The sequence below is a fragment of the Streptococcus sp. 2020WUSS084 genome, assembly GCF_044427445.1.
Classification (GTDB): domain Bacteria; phylum Bacillota; class Bacilli; order Lactobacillales; family Streptococcaceae; genus Streptococcus; species Streptococcus suis.
In genome coordinates, this window is sequence record NZ_JAOTGC010000002.1 from 22,129 (window position 1) to 42,335 (window position 20,207).

Annotated in this window: 17 protein-coding genes and 1 pseudogene; 14 read left to right on the top strand and 4 right to left on the bottom strand. The window is 42.3% G+C overall.

Annotation, left to right across the window (positions count from 1 at the left end):
- The first annotated feature begins 172 nt into the window (after positions 1 to 172).
- From lpdA to rpsR, 6 genes are all read left to right on the top strand, one after another.
- Positions 173 to 1,933 (top strand): dihydrolipoyl dehydrogenase, encoded by a 1,761-nt coding sequence (gene lpdA, locus ODU50_RS01490; RefSeq protein WP_053866900.1) that lies wholly within the window; start codon positions 173 to 175, stop codon positions 1,931 to 1,933.
- A gap of 95 nt (positions 1,934 to 2,028) precedes the next feature.
- A complete protein-coding gene (locus ODU50_RS01495) occupies positions 2,029 to 2,412 on the top strand; it encodes a VOC family protein (protein WP_105095601.1) in 384 nt (127 codons plus the stop codon).
- Between the two features lie 287 nt (positions 2,413 to 2,699).
- The gene (locus tag ODU50_RS01500) at positions 2,700 to 3,689 is read left to right on the top strand and encodes a lipoate--protein ligase (protein ID WP_105095600.1); all 990 of its coding nucleotides are present in this window, start codon (positions 2,700 to 2,702) and stop codon (positions 3,687 to 3,689) included.
- A gap of 169 nt (positions 3,690 to 3,858) precedes the next feature.
- Positions 3,859 to 4,149, top strand: coding sequence for a 30S ribosomal protein S6 (gene rpsF, locus ODU50_RS01505; RefSeq protein ID WP_002942403.1), 291 nt, complete (start codon positions 3,859 to 3,861; stop codon positions 4,147 to 4,149).
- A gap of 11 nt (positions 4,150 to 4,160) precedes the next feature.
- On the top strand, positions 4,161 to 4,655 hold the full coding sequence (locus tag ODU50_RS01510; RefSeq protein WP_002942409.1) for a single-stranded DNA-binding protein: 495 nt from the start codon (positions 4,161 to 4,163) through the stop codon (positions 4,653 to 4,655).
- A gap of 32 nt (positions 4,656 to 4,687) precedes the next feature.
- Positions 4,688 to 4,927 carry a 30S ribosomal protein S18 gene (rpsR, locus tag ODU50_RS01515; RefSeq protein ID WP_002939250.1) on the top strand — a complete coding sequence of 80 codons (240 nt, stop codon included), beginning with the start codon at positions 4,688 to 4,690 and terminating at the stop codon, positions 4,925 to 4,927.
- A 178-nt stretch (positions 4,928 to 5,105) separates the two neighbouring features.
- On the opposite strand, the gene ODU50_RS01520 is transcribed toward rpsR, so the two are convergent.
- On the bottom strand, positions 5,106 to 5,762 hold the full coding sequence (locus ODU50_RS01520) for a DUF1129 domain-containing protein (protein WP_012027735.1): 657 nt from the start codon (positions 5,760 to 5,762) through the stop codon (positions 5,106 to 5,108).
- A gap of 15 nt (positions 5,763 to 5,777) precedes the next feature.
- Entirely contained in the window at positions 5,778 to 6,722 is a 945-nt protein-coding gene (locus tag ODU50_RS01525) for a magnesium transporter CorA family protein (RefSeq protein ID WP_002939248.1), read from the bottom strand.
- 803 nt (positions 6,723 to 7,525) lie between these two features.
- Here ODU50_RS01525 and uvrA point away from each other — a divergent pair.
- The 5 genes from uvrA to nusB all read left to right on the top strand — a co-directional run bounded on the left by uvrA (position 7,526) and on the right by nusB (position 12,962).
- Entirely contained in the window at positions 7,526 to 10,351 is a 2,826-nt protein-coding gene (gene uvrA / locus ODU50_RS01530) for an excinuclease ABC subunit UvrA (protein WP_105153515.1), read from the top strand.
- A 99-nt stretch (positions 10,352 to 10,450) separates the two neighbouring features.
- Entirely contained in the window at positions 10,451 to 11,512 is a 1,062-nt protein-coding gene (locus tag ODU50_RS01535) for a Xaa-Pro peptidase family protein (protein WP_105153514.1), read from the top strand.
- Positions 11,513 to 11,575: 63 nt separating this feature from the next.
- The gene (efp, locus tag ODU50_RS01540; RefSeq protein ID WP_002942436.1) at positions 11,576 to 12,133 is read left to right on the top strand and encodes an elongation factor P; all 558 of its coding nucleotides are present in this window, start codon (positions 11,576 to 11,578) and stop codon (positions 12,131 to 12,133) included.
- 27 nt (positions 12,134 to 12,160) lie between these two features.
- Complete coding sequence (locus ODU50_RS01545) at positions 12,161 to 12,553, top strand: Asp23/Gls24 family envelope stress response protein (RefSeq protein WP_015647326.1); 393 nt, start codon at positions 12,161 to 12,163, stop codon at positions 12,551 to 12,553.
- Positions 12,543 to 12,962, top strand: a complete 420-nt coding sequence (gene nusB / locus ODU50_RS01550; protein ID WP_002938276.1) for a transcription antitermination factor NusB — start codon at positions 12,543 to 12,545, stop codon at positions 12,960 to 12,962. The genes ODU50_RS01545 and nusB overlap by 11 nt, the downstream gene beginning before the upstream one ends.
- Before the next feature lie 79 nt (positions 12,963 to 13,041).
- Here the strand turns inward: nusB and ODU50_RS01555 are convergent, their stop codons facing one another.
- Together ODU50_RS01555 and ODU50_RS01560 are read right to left on the bottom strand one after the other, a co-directional pair.
- Entirely contained in the window at positions 13,042 to 14,007 is a 966-nt protein-coding gene (locus ODU50_RS01555) for a LacI family DNA-binding transcriptional regulator (RefSeq protein ID WP_002938271.1), read from the bottom strand.
- Positions 13,988 to 15,442, bottom strand: coding sequence for a sucrose-6-phosphate hydrolase (locus ODU50_RS01560; RefSeq protein WP_105095599.1), 1,455 nt, complete (start codon positions 15,440 to 15,442; stop codon positions 13,988 to 13,990). The genes ODU50_RS01555 and ODU50_RS01560 overlap by 20 nt, the downstream gene beginning before the upstream one ends.
- Positions 15,443 to 15,648: 206 nt before the next feature.
- Between ODU50_RS01560 and ODU50_RS01565 the strand changes: the two genes are divergently transcribed.
- From ODU50_RS01565 to ODU50_RS01575, 3 genes and pseudogenes are all read left to right on the top strand, one after another.
- A complete protein-coding gene (locus ODU50_RS01565; RefSeq protein ID WP_105153513.1) occupies positions 15,649 to 17,595 on the top strand; it encodes a sucrose-specific PTS transporter subunit IIBC in 1,947 nt (648 codons plus the stop codon).
- A 127-nt stretch (positions 17,596 to 17,722) separates the two neighbouring features.
- A complete protein-coding gene (scrK, locus tag ODU50_RS01570) occupies positions 17,723 to 18,607 on the top strand; it encodes a fructokinase ScrK (RefSeq protein ID WP_002938265.1) in 885 nt (294 codons plus the stop codon).
- 461 nt (positions 18,608 to 19,068) lie between these two features.
- Positions 19,069 to 20,121: pseudogene (locus tag ODU50_RS01575) on the top strand (IS110 family transposase); the annotation flags it as partial.
- Positions 20,122 to 20,207 lie beyond the last annotated feature (86 nt).

Below are 20,207 nucleotides of genomic sequence, written 5' to 3' on the forward strand. Positions count from 1 at the left end.
TGCTCAATTTGGTAAAGAGAAAAAATAAAGAAAGGGAATAAGAGCGAGAGAGTTTTAGCAATTGAACCCGAGCGGAAAGCTCGGAAAAATAGATAAATCGTTTAGAAAATCAGGATTTTCTACGATTTCCTAATTTTTCAGTCGCTTTCTCTTCGCTCTTGGTATCTTAAACATGGCAATTGAAATTATTATGCCGAAACTTGGTGTAGATATGCAAGAAGGCGAAATCATCGAGTGGAAAAAACAAGAGGGTGATTTTGTCAACGAGGGTGATGTTATCTTGGAGATGATGTCAGACAAGACAAGTATGGAATTGGAAGCGGAAGAATCAGGTGTTCTTTTGAAAATCGTTCATGGTAACGGTGCAACTGTTCCTGTAACAGAAGTCATTGCTTACCTTGGTGCAGAAGGTGAAACTGTTGAAGTGGGTGCTGCACCTGCTCCAGCTGAAGTTGCTCAAGCAACTGCCGACTTGAAAGCAGCTGGTTTGGAAGTACCTGCAGCTCCTGCAGCAGCTCCACAAGCTCCTAAGGCTGAATTGGCAGCTGATGAGTACGACATGGTTGTTGTCGGTGGTGGTCCTGCTGGTTACTACGCAGCTATTCGTGGTGCTCAATTGGGCGGTAAAATCGCTATCGTTGAGAAATCAGAATTTGGTGGTACTTGCTTGAACAAGGGTTGTATCCCAACTAAGACCTACCTTAAAAACGCTGAAATCCTTGACGGCTTGAAGATTGCGGCTGAGCGTGGTATCAACCTTGCTTCAACAAACTACACCGTTGATATGGACAAGACAGTTGACTTCAAGAACAAGGTTGTGAAGACATTGACTGGTGGCGTTCAAGGTCTTTTGAAAGCTAACAAGGTAACGATCTTCAATGGTCTTGGTCAAGTAAACCCTGACAAGACTGTTGTCATTGGCGACAAGGTTATCAAAGGTCGTAGCATCATTCTTGCAACAGGTTCTAAAGTATCACGCATCAACATCCCAGGTATTGATTCTAAGTTGGTATTGACTTCTGATGATATTCTTGATTTGCGTGAAATTCCTAAGTCACTCACTGTTATGGGTGGTGGCGTAGTTGGTGTGGAACTTGGTTTGGTTTACGCATCCTACGGTACAGAAGTAACAGTTGTTGAAATGGCTGACCGTATCATTCCAGGTATGGACCGCGAAGTGTCTGTTGAATTGCAAAAAGTCCTTTCTAAGAAAGGTATGAAATTCTTGACATCCGTTGGTGTATCTGAAATCGTTGAAGCTAACAACCAATTGACAATCAAATTGAACGACGGTTCAGAAATCGTTTCTGAAAAAGCCCTTCTTTCAATCGGACGTGTACCACAATTGGCTGGTCTTGAAAATCTTAACCTTGAGTTGGATCGCGGTCGTATCAAGGTTAATGCATACCAAGAAACTTCTATCCCAGGCATCTACGCACCAGGTGATGTCAACGGTACTAAGATGTTGGCACACGCTGCTTACCGTATGGGTGAAGTGGCAGCTGAAAATGCGATCCACGGTAACCACCACAAAGCTAAATTGGACTTCACACCAGCAGCGGTGTACACACACCCAGAAATCGCTATGGTTGGTTTGACTGAAGACCAAGCAATCGAGAAATACGGTAAAGAAAACATCCTTATCGGTCGCAACAGCTTCACTGGTAACGGTCGTGCAATCGCTTCTAACGAAGCACACGGTTTCGTAAAAGTTATCGCTGATAAGAAATACCATGAAATCCTTGGTGTTCATATCATCGGTCCAGTTGCAGCTGAAATGATCAACGAAGCAGCAACTATCATGGAATCTGAGTTGACAGTTGATGACGTGGCAGCATCAATCCACGGTCACCCAACCTTCTCAGAAGTTATGTACGAAGCCTTCCTTGATGTTCTTGGTGTTGCGATCCACAACCCACCAAAACGTAAATAATCAGATGAATAAAACAGTCATCGCCAGCAATGGTAAAGACGTAGAATAAGAAAAACGGCAGTGTGCCGTTTTTCTTTAAGGGAGGATAAAATCGAATGAAAATTGAACATCTTGCTATCTATGCTCAAGACCTAGAAGGAATGCGGAATTTCTTTGAAACTTATTTCGGTGCAAAGTCCAATCAACTCTATCACAATACAAAAACAAGTTTTAAATCCTATTTCCTGACTTTTGAAGATGGAGCTCGTCTTGAAATTATGACTAGAGATGATGTGGTGGACAAGCCTAGCCAGCTCAATCACTTGGGGCTGATTCATCTAGCCTTTAGTTTGGGAAGTGAAGAAGCGGTGAATGAATTGACTGAGCAATTGGTCGCAGCGGGTTATCAGCTTCTCAGTGGCCCACGAGTTACTGGAGATGGTTACTATGAATCTTGTATTCTAGGTTTTGAGGATATCCAAATTGAATTAACAGTGTGAAACAGGGAGATAGGGTAGCGAAACAATTTACTTATTGTTTCACGGTGAAGCCTTCTTTGATACTCAAAAACGAGTACAAGGGAGGGTCGATTCTCCTTTGAGTGAAAAAAGAACAGGGCAGGCGTATGTATCTAAACTACGCCAAGAACCTCATTCCTTTGTTATAAAACAGCTATCGCTACAAACGGAGTAGACATGAACTAAAGTTTGAAAGACAGGTCTTCGGACTTGTCTTTTGTTATCGTTTCCACTATAATAAAAATTAGTTAACAATAAAGGAGTTTTGCATGAAATACATCGTAAACAACAGCAATGACCCAGCTTATAACATTGCTCTCGAAGCCTATGCCTTCAAGGAATTAACAGATATCGACGAAATTTTTATCCTTTGGATCAATGAGCCTGCCATCATTATCGGTAAGCACCAGAATGCTATTGAAGAAATCAACAAGGAATTCACAGACGAAAAGGGCATCCATGTTGTTCGCCGTCTGTCAGGTGGTGGCGCAGTTTATCACGACCTCAATAACCTAAACTACACCATTATTTCAAACAAGGCAGACGAGGGAGCCTTTGACTTCAAAACCTTCTCCAAACCTGTGATTGATACCCTTGCAACACTGGGTGTTGAAGCGAATTTCACTGGCCGTAATGACCTGGAAATCGACGGCAAGAAAATTTGTGGTAATGCGCAAGCCTACGCAAAAGGCCGTATGATGCACCATGGTTGCTTGCTCTTTGATGTGGATATGTCTGTCCTAGCAAGTGCCCTTAAAGTCAGCAAGGACAAGATCGAGTCCAAAGGCGTCAAGTCAGTTCGTGCCCGTGTGACCAATATCAACAACGAATTGCCAGAGAAGATGACAGTCTTGGAGTTCAAGGATGCCATTCTCAACCAAATGAAGCAAGAATATCCAGACATGGATGAGTATGTTTTGTCAGAAGATGATTTGGCTCGTATCCAAGAAATCCGTGACAGCCAGTTTGCGACTTGGGATTGGACCTACGGACAAACACCAGAATACACTGTGGAGCGCAACGTTCGTTACCCAGCTGGAAAAATCACAACCTACATCAAGGCTGAGAAATCCGTCATCGAATCTATCAAGATTTACGGAGACTTCTTCGGTATCGGTGATGTATCGGATATTGAAGACTTGCTGGTCGGTACTCGTTACGAGTATGCAGATGTGCTTGCCAAATTGCAAGAAATCGACACCACGCACTATTTCTCACGCATGACAACAGAAGAAGTAGCAAAAGCGATTGTGGCTTAATTTATAGGCTGCCCTTTGTTTGGGCAGTCTTTATTTTTGTGAAATCGTTTTCGGTAAGCCCTTTTCGCTTGCACATTTTCTATATTATGGTATAATTATTTTCTGTGAGTATCCCTCACTTACTCGTGGCTAGACCATGAGTCATTAGACCAAAAGGAGGAACATATCAATGGCTAAATACGAAATTCTTTATATTATTCGTCCAAACATTGAAGAAGAAGCTAAAAACGCTTTGGTAGCACGCTTTGACTCTATCTTGACTGACAACGGTGCAACAATCGTTGAATCAAAAGCATGGGAAAAACGTCGCCTTGCATACGAAATCAAAGATTTCCGCGAAGGTTTGTACCACATCGTTAACGTTGAAGCTAACAACGATGAAGCTCTTAAAGAGTTTGACCGTTTGTCAAAAATCAACGGCGACATTCTTCGTCACATGATTGTTAAACTTGACGCGTAAGAAGGTAGTTTATGATTAATAATGTAGTATTGGTTGGTCGTATGACCCGTGATGCAGAACTTCGTTATACTCCGTCTAACCAAGCTGTTGCGACTTTTACTTTGGCGGTTAACCGCAATTTTAAAAATCAAAACGGTGAGCGTGAAGCGGACTTTATCAACGTAGTCATTTGGCGTCAACAAGCTGAGAATTTGGCGAATTGGGCTAAGAAAGGTGCTCTGATTGGTGTTACTGGTCGTATCCAGACTCGTAGCTATGACAATCAGCAAGGGCAGCGTGTCTACGTTACTGAGGTAGTTGCAGAAAGTTTCCAACTCTTGGAAAGCCGTACTGCCCGTGAAGGTCAAGGTGGAGGCTATTCGGCTGGCAACTCGTTTGCTGGAGGAAATGACTATAACTCACCTTATCAAGCACCTGCACAATCTACACCAAACTTCGCTCGAGAAGAAAGTCCATTTGGAGCAAGCAATCCAATGGATATATCAGACGATGACCTACCATTCTAGGTCTGAAAATAATAATATAAAGGAGAACACACATGGCTCAACAACGTCGTGGCGGTTTCAAACGCCGTAAAAAAGTTGACTATATCGCAGCTAACAAAATTGAATATGTTGATTACAAAGATACTGAGCTTCTTAGCCGTTTCATTTCTGAACGTGGAAAAATTCTTCCACGCCGTGTAACTGGAACTTCAGCTAAAAACCAACGTAAAGTAACAACAGCTATCAAACGTGCTCGCGTTATGGCTCTTCTACCATTCGTAAACGAAGATTAAAAAAATGGTCCAGTGGACCATTTTTTCATGAGCTCGAAATTAAGAAAGCGAGGCACAGTCTGGGGATAGACTGTTTATTACATAGACAAGTGACAGCGGATAAAGTTCTCGGGCGATTTGATAGCTGAACTGTATAGATAAACAAAAGCGACTGGAATATTCCAATCGCTTTGTTTTATTATTGAACTGGGGACATGGCATTGCGAATGTTATATTTCTTTTTCAAGAGGTAGCGTGCACCGAAAGCAGCAGCTCCGATAAGAATAGTAACAAGCGGAGGTAGAACTGGGTTAAATGCGGCCGGAATCAGTGCTGCCAGAATGAAAACGACTGACCAAGCCAGCGTAGCAAGTCCGAGAAAAGCGATAGCTTTCAGCAATTTAGGACGTTGCCCAGTCTTAATTTGTTCTCTGTAAACGAAATGGTACATCAAGTACATCCCTGCACCAACACCGAAACCGATGACAAATAAGGTTAATAGCCCGTACTGTGCACCTTGACCAAAAAGATTCATCAAACCATTGATACCAGCAATAATTGCAAGCATGAAAAGACTAGAATCTAGCCACATCAACCATGGATTTTCATTATATTCCACTTGGTCTTTCTTTTCCTGTTCAGAAATTGTCTTACTAGCAGCCCACTCACTTGGTGCTCCATAGAGATTGCGGGCAGTCACACCAGTTTTTTGCTTTTCAATGATAGTTGGTAAAATTTCTTCCAAGAGTTCTTTGATTTCGCTATCAGACTTTCCATCTTTAATCAGTTGGTTGGTCGCAATATGGATAAATTCTTGGTTCTTTTTTGTTAATCCGTTGATTTCTGTAAATGACATGTTAATCTCCTTAGGTTAAAACCATCTCTTACGGATGAAGTAGAAGGTAAGTGATAGGCTGATTGCAAATGCGAAGAGGATAATCCACCAAAAAGCATAGGGAATATCGTTAAAAGGAATGATGTTGTCCTTAAAGTTCATACCGTATGCAGAGAAGACCATGGTTGGGATAGAGAGAACGATTGTCACTAATGCCAAGGTTTTCATGATGGTATTCTGGTTGTTAGAAATGATAGAAGCAAAGGCATGGGTCATCGAATTCAGGATGGAACCATAGATGTCTGCCATCTCAATGGCCTGTTGGGTTTCGACCAAGGTATCTTCAAGCAAATCCTCATCCTCTTCATACTTACGGAGTAGACGTGAGGAACTAGCCAGTTTTTTGACCAAACGCTCATTGGTTTTGAGGGAAGCCTTGAAGTAGACGATGGTTTTTTCCAATTCCATGAGTACAATTAATTCTTCATTTCGAGTGGCCTCATGGAGTTGCTTCTCAATCTCTTCGCTCTTTCTGTCAATGGTCCGTAGGGCTGACAAGTAGAGTTGAGCATTGCGGTAGAGAATTTGGAAAACGAAACGAGACTTCATGAAAGTGAAGAAATTCCGTAGACGACGATGGATAAACTGCTCAAACAGTGGCAATGGTTCCAAACAAGTTGTGATAATCGCATCATCTGTTAGAATAATTCCCAAAGGAATAGTAATATAATATGTCTTGTTGTTTCGTTCTTCAAGAATTGGGACGTCGACCAGGATGAGCGTATAATCATCTTCGACGGTGATACGAGAGGATTCTTCCGCATCGAGCGGTGCTCGCAGGTCAGCGATGTCAATTTTATAGTGCTCAGCCACTTCCATAGACTCGCTCTGGGAGGGGTTGACCAAATTAATCCAAGCCCCTGGTTCAAAGGTTTGGATTTCTTCTAAATCAGTCATGGTTGATAGAAAAATTTGTTTCATATCTTTGCCCTCCTTTTATCTTTGTTGCGTTAACGCAACCTCTATTATACCAAAAAATGTGCAGTTTCGGAAAGGTTTTATATAGAAATGTGGTATAATATGTAGACATTTAAGCGAATAAGTTGTACGGACTTTTCCTTGTTCCGTATACCATAGCTTATAGCCTCTTAAGAAAGGAATTGAATGCGTGCTAAAAGCGTCGAGTTTTATACGGTTTCTTGACGTGAGATTTTCAAAATGATATTTTTTGAAAATCGAGCTAATACAAGATATAGAAATTGCCCATAGGCAGTTTCGTCTGGTGTCGCGGAGTTAATCGACCGTCACCAGTTATCTTGTGAACGCACTTATAATTTAGAAAGGAAATGAACACGGGCTAATGATGTTGGTGTAATGAGGAAAACTGCGTTTTCCCTATTTCCCGATTGTAACAGTCTCTCAGACTGTTACAACGCCCTCTGTATCTTTAGAAAGGAATTGAACACGCCCTAAACGCTGTGTGAAAAAGTACTAGTTGCCTCATGTTTCAGCATGGAGACCGGCTTCTGCGTCGTAGACATCTGTGCTTTCTTCGGTTTTCAACCTGTGAAAGCACTAGTTGTCTTGACGGGGGTGCGTCTTCGAAATCACAGATTTCGGACTTACCGCCTATTTTCACCTTGCGTTTTACGGGCTTTGTATCTTAGAAAGGAAATGAACACGGGCTAAATGCGGTGTCAAAAAGATAAACTTCCTGTGTCTTTCAGACACATCGTCAGTTTCCTATTTTGACTGTGCATTTGACGCCCTTTGTATCTTAAATTATGCAAGAAAATATTGTGATTCATGGGGCTCGTGCCCATAATTTGAAAAATATTGATGTGACCATTCCGCGTGAGAAGTTGGTGGTGGTGACTGGTTTGTCGGGGTCTGGTAAGTCGAGTTTGGCTTTTGATACCTTGTATGCCGAAGGCCAACGTCGCTATGTGGAGTCCTTGTCTGCCTATGCTCGTCAGTTCTTGGGCAACATGGACAAACCGGATGTGGATTCTATAGAGGGTCTCAGCCCTGCTATTTCCATTGACCAAAAAACCACGTCGCGGAATCCGCGTTCGACAGTCGGTACAGCGACGGAAATCAATGACTATCTCCGCCTGCTCTATGCTCGAGTTGGGGTGCCTTACTGTATCAACGGGCATGGTGCGATTGCGGCTTCTTCGGTGGAGCAGATCGTCGATGAGGTCTTGGAATTGCCAGAACGCCAGCGTTTGCAGATTCTAGCTCCGATTGTTCGTAAGAAAAAGGGGCAACACAAGACCGTTTTTGAGAAAATCCAGAAGGACGGCTATGTTCGGGTCCGTGTCAATGGCGATGTCTATGATGTGTCTGAAGTGCCCGAGTTGTCTAAGAGCAAGGCTCATAACATTGAGGTTGTGGTCGATCGAATTGTTATAAAAGAAGGTATTCGCTCTCGGCTCTTCGATTCCATAGAAGCGGCCCTGCGGATTGCGGACGGTTATGTCATCATCGATACCATGGATGAGAAGGAACTACTCTTCTCTGAGTACTACGCCTGCCCAGTTTGTGGTTTTACGGTACCAGAGTTGGAGCCTCGCCTCTTCTCTTTCAATGCTCCTTTTGGGTCTTGTAGCGACTGTGACGGTTTGGGCATGAAGTTGGAAGTGGATACGGATTTGATTGTCCCAGATGCCAGCAAGACCTTGCGTGAGGGTGCCTTGGCTCCGTGGAATCCAATCTCATCCAACTACTATCCTCAGATGTTGGAACAGGCCATGAACCATTTTGGTGTGGATATGGACAAACCTTTCGAGGAATTGACGGAAGAGGAGAAGAACCTGATTTTCAACGGCTCGGACGGAAAAGAATTCCATTTCCATTATGAAAATGAGTTCGGTGGAGTGCGTGATATTGACATTCCCTTTGAAGGCTTGATTACCAATATCAATCGCCGCTACCGTGAAACCAACAGTGATTACACACGTACGGTTATGAAGACCTATATGAATGAATTGACCTGTGGAACCTGCCACGGCTATCGCCTCAATGACCAAGCCCTGTCTGTCAAAGTCGGTGGTGAGCAGGGACTTCATATCGGACAATTATCAGACTTGTCCGTGGCGGATCATCTGGAAGTCATTGAACATCTGACCTTGTCTGAAAATGAAGCCACCATTGCAACACCGATTGTCAAGGAAATCAAGGACCGCCTGTCCTTCCTTAATAACGTTGGTCTCAACTATCTGACACTTTCACGAGCAGCGGGGACGCTTTCTGGTGGTGAGAGCCAGCGGATTCGTTTGGCGACTCAGATTGGCTCTAACCTGTCTGGTGTCCTCTATATTCTGGATGAGCCGTCGATTGGTCTGCACCAGCGGGACAATGACCGCCTGATTGCTAGTCTTAAGAAAATGCGTGATTTGGGAAATACCTTGATTGTGGTGGAGCATGACGAGGACACCATGCGCGAAGCGGACTGGTTGATTGACATCGGTCCAGGTGCGGGTGTCTTTGGCGGAGAAATCGTGGCTTCTGGAACGCCTGCCCAAGTAGCTAAAAATAAAAAATCCATTACAGGCCAGTACCTGTCTGGCAAACGTGAAATTCCAGTTCCTTTGGAACGTCGTGTTGGCAATGGTCGATTCCTAGAGGTGACAGGTGCCAAGGAAAATAACCTGCAAGATGTGACTGTTCGTTTCCCGCTCGGAAAATTTGTGGCGGTGACAGGGGTGTCTGGCTCTGGTAAGTCAACTCTGGTCAATTCCATTCTGAAAAAAGCTATTGCACAGAAACTCAATCGCAATTCGGACAAGCCGGGCAAGTTCAAGTCTATTTCAGGAATTGAACACTTGGATCGCTTGATTGACATTGACCAAAGTCCGATTGGACGGACACCACGTTCTAATCCAGCTACCTACACAGGTGTCTTTGACGATATTCGGGACCTCTTTGCCCAGACCAATGAAGCCAAAATCCGTGGCTACAAGAAAGGACGTTTCTCCTTTAACGTCAAAGGTGGCCGTTGTGAGGCTTGTTCTGGTGATGGTATCATCAAGATTGAAATGCACTTCTTGCCAGATGTCTTTGTACCTTGTGAAGTCTGTCATGGACACCGTTACAATTCTGAAACCTTGGAAGTACATTACAAGGAGAAAAATATCGCCCAAGTCCTTGATATGACAGTCAATGATGCGGTCGAGTTCTTCAAACATATTCCAAAAATTGAGCGGAAACTTCGCACCATTCAAGATGTGGGCTTGGGCTACGTTACTCTAGGTCAGCCAGCAACCACTCTATCAGGTGGGGAAGCTCAACGGATGAAGTTGGCCTCTGAACTCCACAAGCGGTCAACTGGTAAATCCTTGTATATCTTGGATGAGCCGACGACAGGTCTGCATACGGAGGACATTGCCCAGTTGCTCAAGGTCTTGGCTCGCTTTGTTGATGATGGCAATACCGTGCTGGTCATCGAGCACAATCTGGATGTCATCAAGACAGCCGACCACATTATCGACATGGGGCCAGAAGGCGGTGTCGGCGGTGGTACCGTTGTTGCGACAGGAACACCAGAAGAAGTAGCAGAGAACTCAGCCAGCTTTACAGGTCAATATTTGAAAATGAAGTTGAAATAAAAAGTCGCCTCTGCGGCTTTTTTTTCTCTATCTGCTAGGAAGAATTGGTATTTGTCTGTATTTCTGCTATAATAGTTTAAAAATCATTGGAGGAATAGGATGCAAAAAAGACTTGAAAAATTTGAAGCAAAATTAGCTCAATCAGAGGTTGACGGAATCTTGGTGACTGGTCAAAATAATATTTATTATTTAACTGGTTTTTGGGGAACGGAGGCGACGGTTTTCATCAGTGGCAAACATCGCTTGTTTGTGACTGATTCGCGTTATACCTTGATAGCTAAGGCATCAGTAAAAGGTTTTGATATTATCGAGAGCCGTTTTGCCCTTGAAGAGATTGCAAAGGTGATTAAGGAAGATGGGCTTGAAACCATTGGTTTTGATAGCCAGGTGACCTATGGTTTCTATCAAAGTCTGACCAGCATTTTTGAGGGCTATCAATTGGTTGCTATGTCAAACTTTATCGAAGACTTGCGAATGATTAAAGATGAGAAAGAAATTGCGACCATTCGCCGTGCATGTCAAATTTCGGATCAGGCTTTTATTGATGTTCTTGACTTTATCAAACCAGGTCAGACGACTGAGATGGACGTCAATCATTTCCTTGACCACCGCATGCGTCAACTCGGTGCAGAAGGGGCATCATTTGAATTCATCGTGGCATCTGGCTACCGCTCTGCTATGCCTCATGGAAGAGCGTCTGAAAAGGTTATCCAAGCTTGTGAGACCTTGACGCTGGATTTTGGTTGTTATTACCAGCATTATGTCAGCGATATGACACGGACCATCCATATCGGTCATGTGACAGATCAAGAGCGTGAGATTTACGATGTGGTCTTGCGTGCCAATAAGGCTTTGATTGAGCAGGCCAAGGAAGGTGTCACCTACCGTGAGTTTGACGCTATTCCTCGTGAGATTATCAATGCGGCGGGTTACGGAGCCAACTTTACACACGGCATCGGTCACGGTATCGGTTTGGATATTCATGAATATCCGTATTTTGGAAAATCTGACGAGACTATCAAGGCAGGTATGGTCTTGACGGATGAGCCTGGTATCTATTTGGATGACAAATATGGTGTCCGTATCGAAGATGACCTATTGATTACGGAAAAGGGTTGTGAAGTCTTGACATTAGCACCCAAGGAATTGATTGTCATTTGAGAAATTTGACAGTTTGTGGTAGAATAAAACGAATAAATAAAATTTGAAGAGGTATTCAATACAATGATTGAAGCAAGTAAACTTAGAGCAGGTATGACCTTCGAAGCTGAAGGTAAATTGATTAAAGTTTTGGATGCAAGCCACCACAAACCAGGTAAAGGAAACACCATCATGCGTATGAAATTGCGTGATGTACGTACAGGTTCAACCTTCGATACAACTTACCGTCCAGATGAAAAATTTGAACAAGCTATTATCGAAACAGTTCCAGCACAGTACCTTTACCAAATGGATGACACAGCTTATTTCATGAATACTGAGACTTACGATCAGTATGAAATTCCAGTAGCGACTATCAAAGAAGAATTGCTCTATATCTTGGAGAATTCCGATGTGAAGATCCAGTTCTACGGAACAGAAGTGATCGGTGTTACTGTACCAACAACTGTTGAATTGGTCGTTGCAGAAACACAACCGTCTATCAAAGGTGCGACTGTTACAGGTTCAGGTAAACCAGCTACGATGGAAACAGGTCTTGTAGTCAACGTACCAGACTTTATCGAAGCAGGTCAAAAACTGGTTATCAACACAGCTGAAGGAACTTACGTATCACGTGCTTAATCGTTTCCTCTTAAGAAAGGAGAGCCTATGACAACAGAATATCAAGGCGAGATTGTTATCGCACCTCGCGTCCTTGAAGTAATTACAGGCATTGCTGCAGCGAAAGTTGATGGAGTGCATTCCCTTCAAAATAAGCGTGTAGCAGACAGTTGGTCAAAAACATCGTTAAATAAAGGTGTTTATCTTGAAACTGACGAGGAAGGTCAAGTAACTGCGGATATTTACGTCTATCTAGAATATGGTGTAAATGTTCCTGCCGTATCAATGGACATCCAGCGTGCAGTCAAGACAGCAGTTTACAACTATGCAGAAGTTCAAGTGGCTGCGGTTAATATCCATGTCAGCGGCATTGTTCCTGATAAAACACCAAAACCAGCATTGAAAGATTTATTCGGAGAGGATTTCCTTGATGAAGAATAATAGACATGCCCTGCGTAAGTGTGCTTTGCAGGCAATCGTATCACTTGAATTTGGTCAAGAACCTGTTCAGGCAGCTCAGTTTTCTTATCTTTATGATAGAGAAGAAGAGCAAGAAGGAGTTGAAATTCCGCTCTTTCTCCTTAACCTTGTCAATGGTGTAGCAGACTATCGTGATGACTTGGATAAGGAGTTATCTAGCCGATTAAAAGCAGGATGGACCTTAGACCGTTTAACCTTGATTGACAAGAATATCATGCGACTAGGCCTATTTGAAATCTTACATTTCGAAGAAACGCCAGACCGCGTTGCTGTTAACGAGGCTATTGAATTGGCTAAAGAATTTTCTGATGAATCTTCAGCTAAGTTTGTCAATGGAGTTTTGAGCCAGTTTATTAAAGAAGAAGCCTGATGAGCTTCTTTTTTACTTGAGAAATAAGAGAATGTATCACAAAAAAGCTGCACCTAATTTTTATTAGGTACAGCTTTTTTTATATACTAGCTCCTGCTAGTAGGCTAATCGGCAGGATATAGTCTGTTTTTGTCAGTTTTTTTCCTTCGATTTTATCAACTAATAGTTCAACCAGCAGGCGAGCTATTTCGGTTAATGGTTGCTTGATAGTTGTCAGTTGAGGGTAGTAGTTTTCGATGAAACTGGTTCCATCATAACCAATCAATTTAATATCCTCTGGAATAGACAGTTTCATGGAACGAATGACGTTCCATACCAGCATAGCCGTTGCATCGCCAGATACAAAGATACCATCTGGTTTTTGCTTTTCAAGAATGGCTCGGATTTCCATCTCCTTGCGCACAGGTGAGAAATCACTGGAGATATGAAAAACTTCGGCTTTGTTCAAAATAGATGTGAAACCTACTTGGCGAAGGCCGGTAGGTGAATTGGAATCATCGTTCCCCGTAATCATTAATGGATTGTGACATCCCGCTTTTTGTAAGGTTTGGGCAGCTAATACCCCGCCAGCAAAATTATCGGAAGAGACAATGGGAATGGAAGGAGAGAGGTTGCGGTCAAAAGCGATAATTGGAGCTACGACACGGTCGTAGTCTTGGATACCGAGATTGTGACTGCCCGAGATAATCCCATCTACTTGGTTAGCTGCTAACATTTCTAGATACTCACGTTCCTTATCGGACTCGTGCTGGCTATTGCAAATAATGGTTTTATAGCCTCGATCAAAAAGCTCTTTTTCTAAATGGCTAATCAATTCAGAATAAAAAATATTGTTTATTGTTGGGAAGATGAGACCAACTAATTTTGCAGATTTACCTTGCAAACTACGAGCTAAATTATTAGGTTTGTAGCCCAGTTCACGCATAGCCTCTTCGACATTGCGAATGGTTTTTTCAGATAGGTATCCTTTTTTATTGATAACGCGCGAGACAGTTGTTGGGCTGACCCCAGCGAGCTGTGCGACATCAGTTAGTTTTGCGACCATAATCTAAATGGTAGTAGGTTCCGGTCGGATTACCAGTCGTAATGACGATACCAGACTGATCCGCATCAGGGAAGACACGACCAGAAAATACTTTCTCTCCTTTATTGATAAAGATTTCAAAGACAGATTTGTCGATGAAGATATTGGCTGTGAGAGCTCCTGGAGAAATCTCGCAAGAGCGACTTGTACCGAAATCGAGTGCGAATGGCTGACCACAGTTGCCACGGTCCAATGTAATCTGGCCTTGTTCAGTGTCTACAGACAAGACCAAGCCTTTTTCTGCTTCATTTGCGAACAATACGATTTCGTGCTTCGTGCCCGCTGAAAAATCAAGTTCCAATTCGTAAACATTATTGGTTTCTTTTTGGGCTGAAAATGGCTGAGCTTCTTTACGAAGACTGGTAATCGCATCGACTGGATATTGGTAGAGCTTACCGTCCTTGATGGTTAATTCTTTAACCAATGACAGACAGCCTTGGTAGTCATAAGCATCGGTTGGGTATTCCACATCTGGAAGTGCCAACCAGCTAACAGATAGAGTTCGACCGTCTGGTGCATTAAAGGCCTGGGTTGCATAGCACTCAAAACCATAGTCCAGATTGATCAATTCGCTCGGTTCGACAATGCTTGCTGTTTCAGGAACGAAACTCTGACCAATCTTGTACATATTTGGATAGATATTGCCATAGTCCAATACCTCTTTGTCCAAGCCTTGTGGACAGTAGAGAAGGATGGGTTGCTCACCGACGAACGCAATATTTGGGCATTCCATCATATAAGCGGTCATATCATTGGCAAAATCTAGGTCACCAATATAGGACCAGTTGAGGTAGTCGTTATTTTCAGCTTTATAAAGTTTGACAATTCCCTTTTTATCCAGATTTTGTCCACCGACGATAGCGTAATATTGCCCTTTATAGTTGAAAATTTGTGGATCACGGAAATGGTCGGTGGTATCTTCTGGTTGCTCAATCAAGACTTTATCAATCTTTTCAATCTTACCATCTTTATCCATCAAGGCACCGATTTGGTATGGATGGCGAACCCAATTTTCATCGCGGACATTTCCAGTATAGAAGAGGAAGAGCTTGTCGCCAAATTCCATGGCAGATCCAGAGTAGGCACCGTGGCTATCAAGTGGTGTATCTGGGTACATAACCGTACCAGTTTCTTCAAAATGGACCAAATCCGTTGACTCTGTATGAACCCAAGATTTTAATCCGTGCGCAGCACCGAATGGGAAGTATTGGTAAAAAAGCGTCCACTTTCCATTAAAATAAGAAAATCCATTTGGATCATTTAACAGTCCGTGTGGTGTTTCAATATGGAAATTTGTCCTCCAAGGAGAATTCTCTGTATTCTTCTTTATTTTTTCAATATATTCGGGTGTCCAGTCAGCATAAGCTCTGTAACGCTCCTCTGTTGTAAATGCCATAATTTTCTCCAATTTTTCTAGTTTTTCATTAATATAGTAAACGTTTTCTTGCAAAAAATCAAGTTTTAACAATGTTTTTGGATAAAATTGAAACAAAATGTGATAAACGTTTGACATATTTTATAAAAGTGATATAATAAAATCATCGAAAGTTTGAAAACACTTTCAAAAAAATGAAAAAATATTTAATAAGGAGATTTTTGTAAATGGATTATAAAAAAGTTTCTGCCGAAGTGATCGAAGCGGTTGGGAAAGATAATCTAGTTGCGGCAGCACACTGTGCTACTCGTCTTCGTTTGGTTCTGAAGGATGAATCCAAAGTGAACCAAAAAGCCCTCGATGACAATGCAGATGTCAAAGGGACATTCAGTACGAATGGTCAGTATCAAGTTATCATCGGACCTGGTGATGTAAACTTTGTATATGCAGAGCTCATCAAGGCTACAGGCTTAAAAGAAGTTTCAACAGATGATTTGAAACAGATTGCAGCGCAAGATAAGAAGTTCAATCCATTGATGGACTTGATCAAGCTCTTGTCAGATATCTTTGTGCCAATCATTCCGGCTCTCGTTGCTGGTGGTCTATTGATGGCGCTTCGTAACTTCTTGACTTCCCCAGATTTATTTGGTCCAAAATCAATTGAGGAAATGTATCCTGCTATCCAAGGCATTTCTGCGATGATTCAATTGATGTCAGCAGCTCCATTCATGTTCTTGCCAGTCCTTGTAGGTATCTCCGCTGCGAAACGCTTTGGTGCAAACCAATTCCTCGGTGCGGCTATTGGTATGATCATGACCACTCCAGATTTGGGTGGTAAAGAAGCTTTTTGGGATATTTTTGGTTTCCAAGTAGCTCAAACAAACTATGCATATCAGGTTATTCCGGTTCTTGCAGCAGTATGGCTTCTTGCGACGCTTGAAAAATTCTTCCACAAGAAGTTGCCATCAGCAGTTGACTTTACATTCACACCATTATTGTCAGTAATGATTACAGGTTTCTTGACATTTACAGTCATCGGTCCTGTGATGTTGACCGTATCTGATGCGATTACTAACGCAATTGTTTGGTTGTACGATACAACTGGTGCGTTGGGTATGAGTATCTTTGGTGGTACTTACTCATTGATCGTAATGACTGGTCTTCACCAATCATTCCCAGCCATCGAGACACAACTTTTGTCTGCTTACAACAATAATGGTACAGGATATGGAGACTACATCTTTGTAGTTGCTTCAATGGCTAACGTTGCACAAGGTGCTGCAACTTTTGCTATCTATTTCTTGACAAAAAATGCAAAAACAAAAGGTTTGTCCGGTTCAGCAGCAGTTTCTGCCTTCCTTGGAATTACAGAACCGGCCCTCTTCGGAGTTAACTTGAAGTACAGATTCCCATTCTTCTGTGCTCTTGCAGGTTCGGCTATCGGTGCCCTCTTTGCAGGTTTGACTCATGTTATCGCTGTATCTCTTGGGGCAGCAGGTTTCATTGGATTCCTCTCAATCAAAGCATCTTCTATCCCAATGTATGTAGTTGCTGAGGTGATTGCTTTTGCTGCTGCCTTTGCCTTTACTTACGTTTATGGCAAGACAAAAGCATCAGCAGTTTTCGCTGATGAAGCAGCAACAGCAGCTGCGGCAGCAGTGACAGCGTCTGTAGTTGAAACTTCAGAAGAAGTTGAAGAAACTGCAGAAATCTTTACTGCACAAGAAACTCTTGTATCTCCACTTTCAGGTGACGTTGTTGCCCTTGAAAATGTTAATGACCCAGTCTTCTCATCAGGAGCTATGGGTAAAGGTTTGGCTGTTAAACCGTCTGAGGGTGTTGTTTACGCTCCAGCAGATGCAGAAGTAACAATTGCTTTTGAAACAGGCCATGCTTACGGATTGAAAACAGCGTCTGGTGCTGAACTTTTAATTCACATCGGTATTGATACTGTATCAATGAACGGTAATGGATTTGAAAAATTGGTGGCAGCAGGTGATAAAGTAAAAGCTGGTACTCCGATTGCTAAATTTGATGCAACTAAGATTGCAGAAGCAGGTCTTGATGATACAACCATGATCATCGTGACCAACACAGCTGACTTTGCAGAAGTATCTCCACTTGCAGAGGGAACAATCGCTCACGGTGTAGAATTCTTGAAAGTAGCTAAGTAATCTTATATAAAATCGATTTGTAGAGTCTGCCTCTACTACATAATTAACAGGAAAAAGGCTTTCAGCCTTTTTCTTCTGTTTGCTTATATGTTATAATAAAAGTGATAAAAATTTTGGAGACAATCAAATGACAAAATTATATGGTAGTTTAGAAGCTGGTGGTACAAAGTTTGTTTGTGCAGTAGGCGATGAGAACTTTCAAGTTGTTGAAAAAACGCAATTTCCAACGACAACTCCTTATGAAACGATTGAGAGAACGGTTGAATTCTTCAAGCGCTATGAAGATCGTTTGGCAGGTATTGCGATAGGTTCTTTCGGTCCAATTGATATTGATCAAAACTCACAGACTTATGGTTATATCACTTCGACACCAAAACCACACTGGTCAAATATTGATTTACTTGGTCTGATTGCTAAGGAATTTAACATTCCATTCTACTTCACGACAGATGTGAATTCATCAGCTTTTGGTGAAACATTGGTTCGTAAAGGGGTAAAGAGCTTAGTTTACTATACAATCGGTACAGGTATTGGTGCAGGTGCTATTCAGAATGGTGAGTTTATCGGTGGCTTGGGTCATACCGAAGCGGGTCATACTTATGTTGCCCTACACCCTTATGATGTAAAACATGAATTTAAAGGAATGTGTCCATTCCACAATGGGTGTTTGGAAGGCTTAGCTGCAGGTCCTTCTCTTGAAGGTCGTACAGGTATTCGTGGTGAATTAATCGAGCTCAACTCAGACGTTTGGGATGTGCAGGCTTACTACATTGCTCAAGCAGCAGTACAGGCAACCTTGCTTTATCGTCCGCAAGTAATTGTATTTGGTGGAGGAGTTATGGCTCAAGAGCACATGCTTAATCGTGTACGTGAGAAGTTTGTTGGTTTGATGAACGATTATCTCCCAACACCAGATGTCAAAGAATATATCGTAACGCCAGCTGTTGCTGAAAATGGTTCTGCAACTCTTGGGAATTTTGCTTTGGCAAAACAGGTGTCAAGAAATTCATAATTGTTTATGTGAACAGATTCATTTGTACTTTGGCGATAGATATTATATTGAAGAAGAATATTGGGTGAAGTTGTTTTATTATCACAATAACTTGACAGTGAGGTGAGAGTTTTTATGTAACTCTCACCTCTTTTTACCTAAAAAACTGTATTCATAAGAGATAGCCGTTTGTTAATCAAGGCAGTCTTTGGGAGTAGGAAAGAATCAGACCGGCTTAAAACATACTAAGATTAGTAGTGAGGAAATCTCCGACGGGAGAAAGTACTCATTACTTTTTCTTTATGATAAAGTAGTGGTGTCTTGTTAAGTCGAGGGTGCTTTTGACGCTAGACGTCGCAATAAAAACTGGCAAGACACCTGTTTTAGGAAGAATGTTATCAAAGTATGTGGGACGCTAGACGTCGAGTATTGAAAATGACATCTCTAAAACAAGGAATCATTCAAGACAAAGAGGTAATATCATGCGTGCAGTTTTCGGGATTGATGTGAGTAAGGTAAGTTCAGAAGCGGCCATTCTAGTCAACGGCGAGAAGGTACATAACTACACCATGTCCAATGACGCCATCGGCTTTGCTCGGCTACTTGGCGATTTGAGAACCGTCCATAAGCCAGAAATCATCTTTGAAGCAACAGGCGTCTATTCTCGTCGTCTTCAAGCTTTTCTGGATGAACATGGCTACGCTTATACACGACTCAATCCCTTAGAAGCCAAGAAGCAACTGGATAGCTTGCGTGTGCGGAAAACAGATCAAATTGACGCTGAAAAACTGGCTCAATCTCAATTTGTGCTGAATCGTAAACCCACTTATGTCCAAGAAGAAGTCTACCAAAACTTGCGGGATCTCAGCCGTTTCTATCAGAATCTGACCGAGGACATTGTTCGAGCTAAAAACCGTCTGCACAAGGTCTTACAAGTCACTTTTCCTGAATTGGAAAATATCTTATCGACACCATCTGGCGAACAATACTGGAACTTAGTTATAGCTTTTCCTTGTAAGGACTGCGTACTTGAGTTAAGCAAGGATAAACTCTCAGAAAGCATTCGTCAGTCCACTTCAAAACGGATTTCTGACAAGCGTGTGGCGTACTTAGCTGAGAAGCTGACAGTACTAGCTAATCAATCTTATTGTGCCGTCAAGAAAACCTCTCCAATACTGGAAGAGGTGCATTACTATGCAAAAGAATTGCTTCGGCTTTCTGAACAGAGACAAGCAGTCTTAGACCAAATGGTGGAACTAGCTCAGCCATTACCTGAATATGACATTCTGCTCTCTATTCCTGGAATAGCTGAGACTACTGCAACAAGTATTATTGGTGAACTGGGAGATATTCGTCGTTTTCAGTCTGCCAATCAAATCAATGCCTTTATCGGTATTGACCTGAGACACTATGAATCTGGTAACTTCCTCGCTAAGGAACACATTACCAAGCGTGGCAATCCCTACGCTAGAAAGATTCTGTTCAAGTGTATCCACAATATCGCTTCAGCCAGTCATACCAATCCTTGCCATATCATTGTAACACCTTATCAAAAAATTTCAACATAAGGTGTTGGTTTTGTATGCACTTTTTACACTAAACTTTAGTCCAAAATAAAACA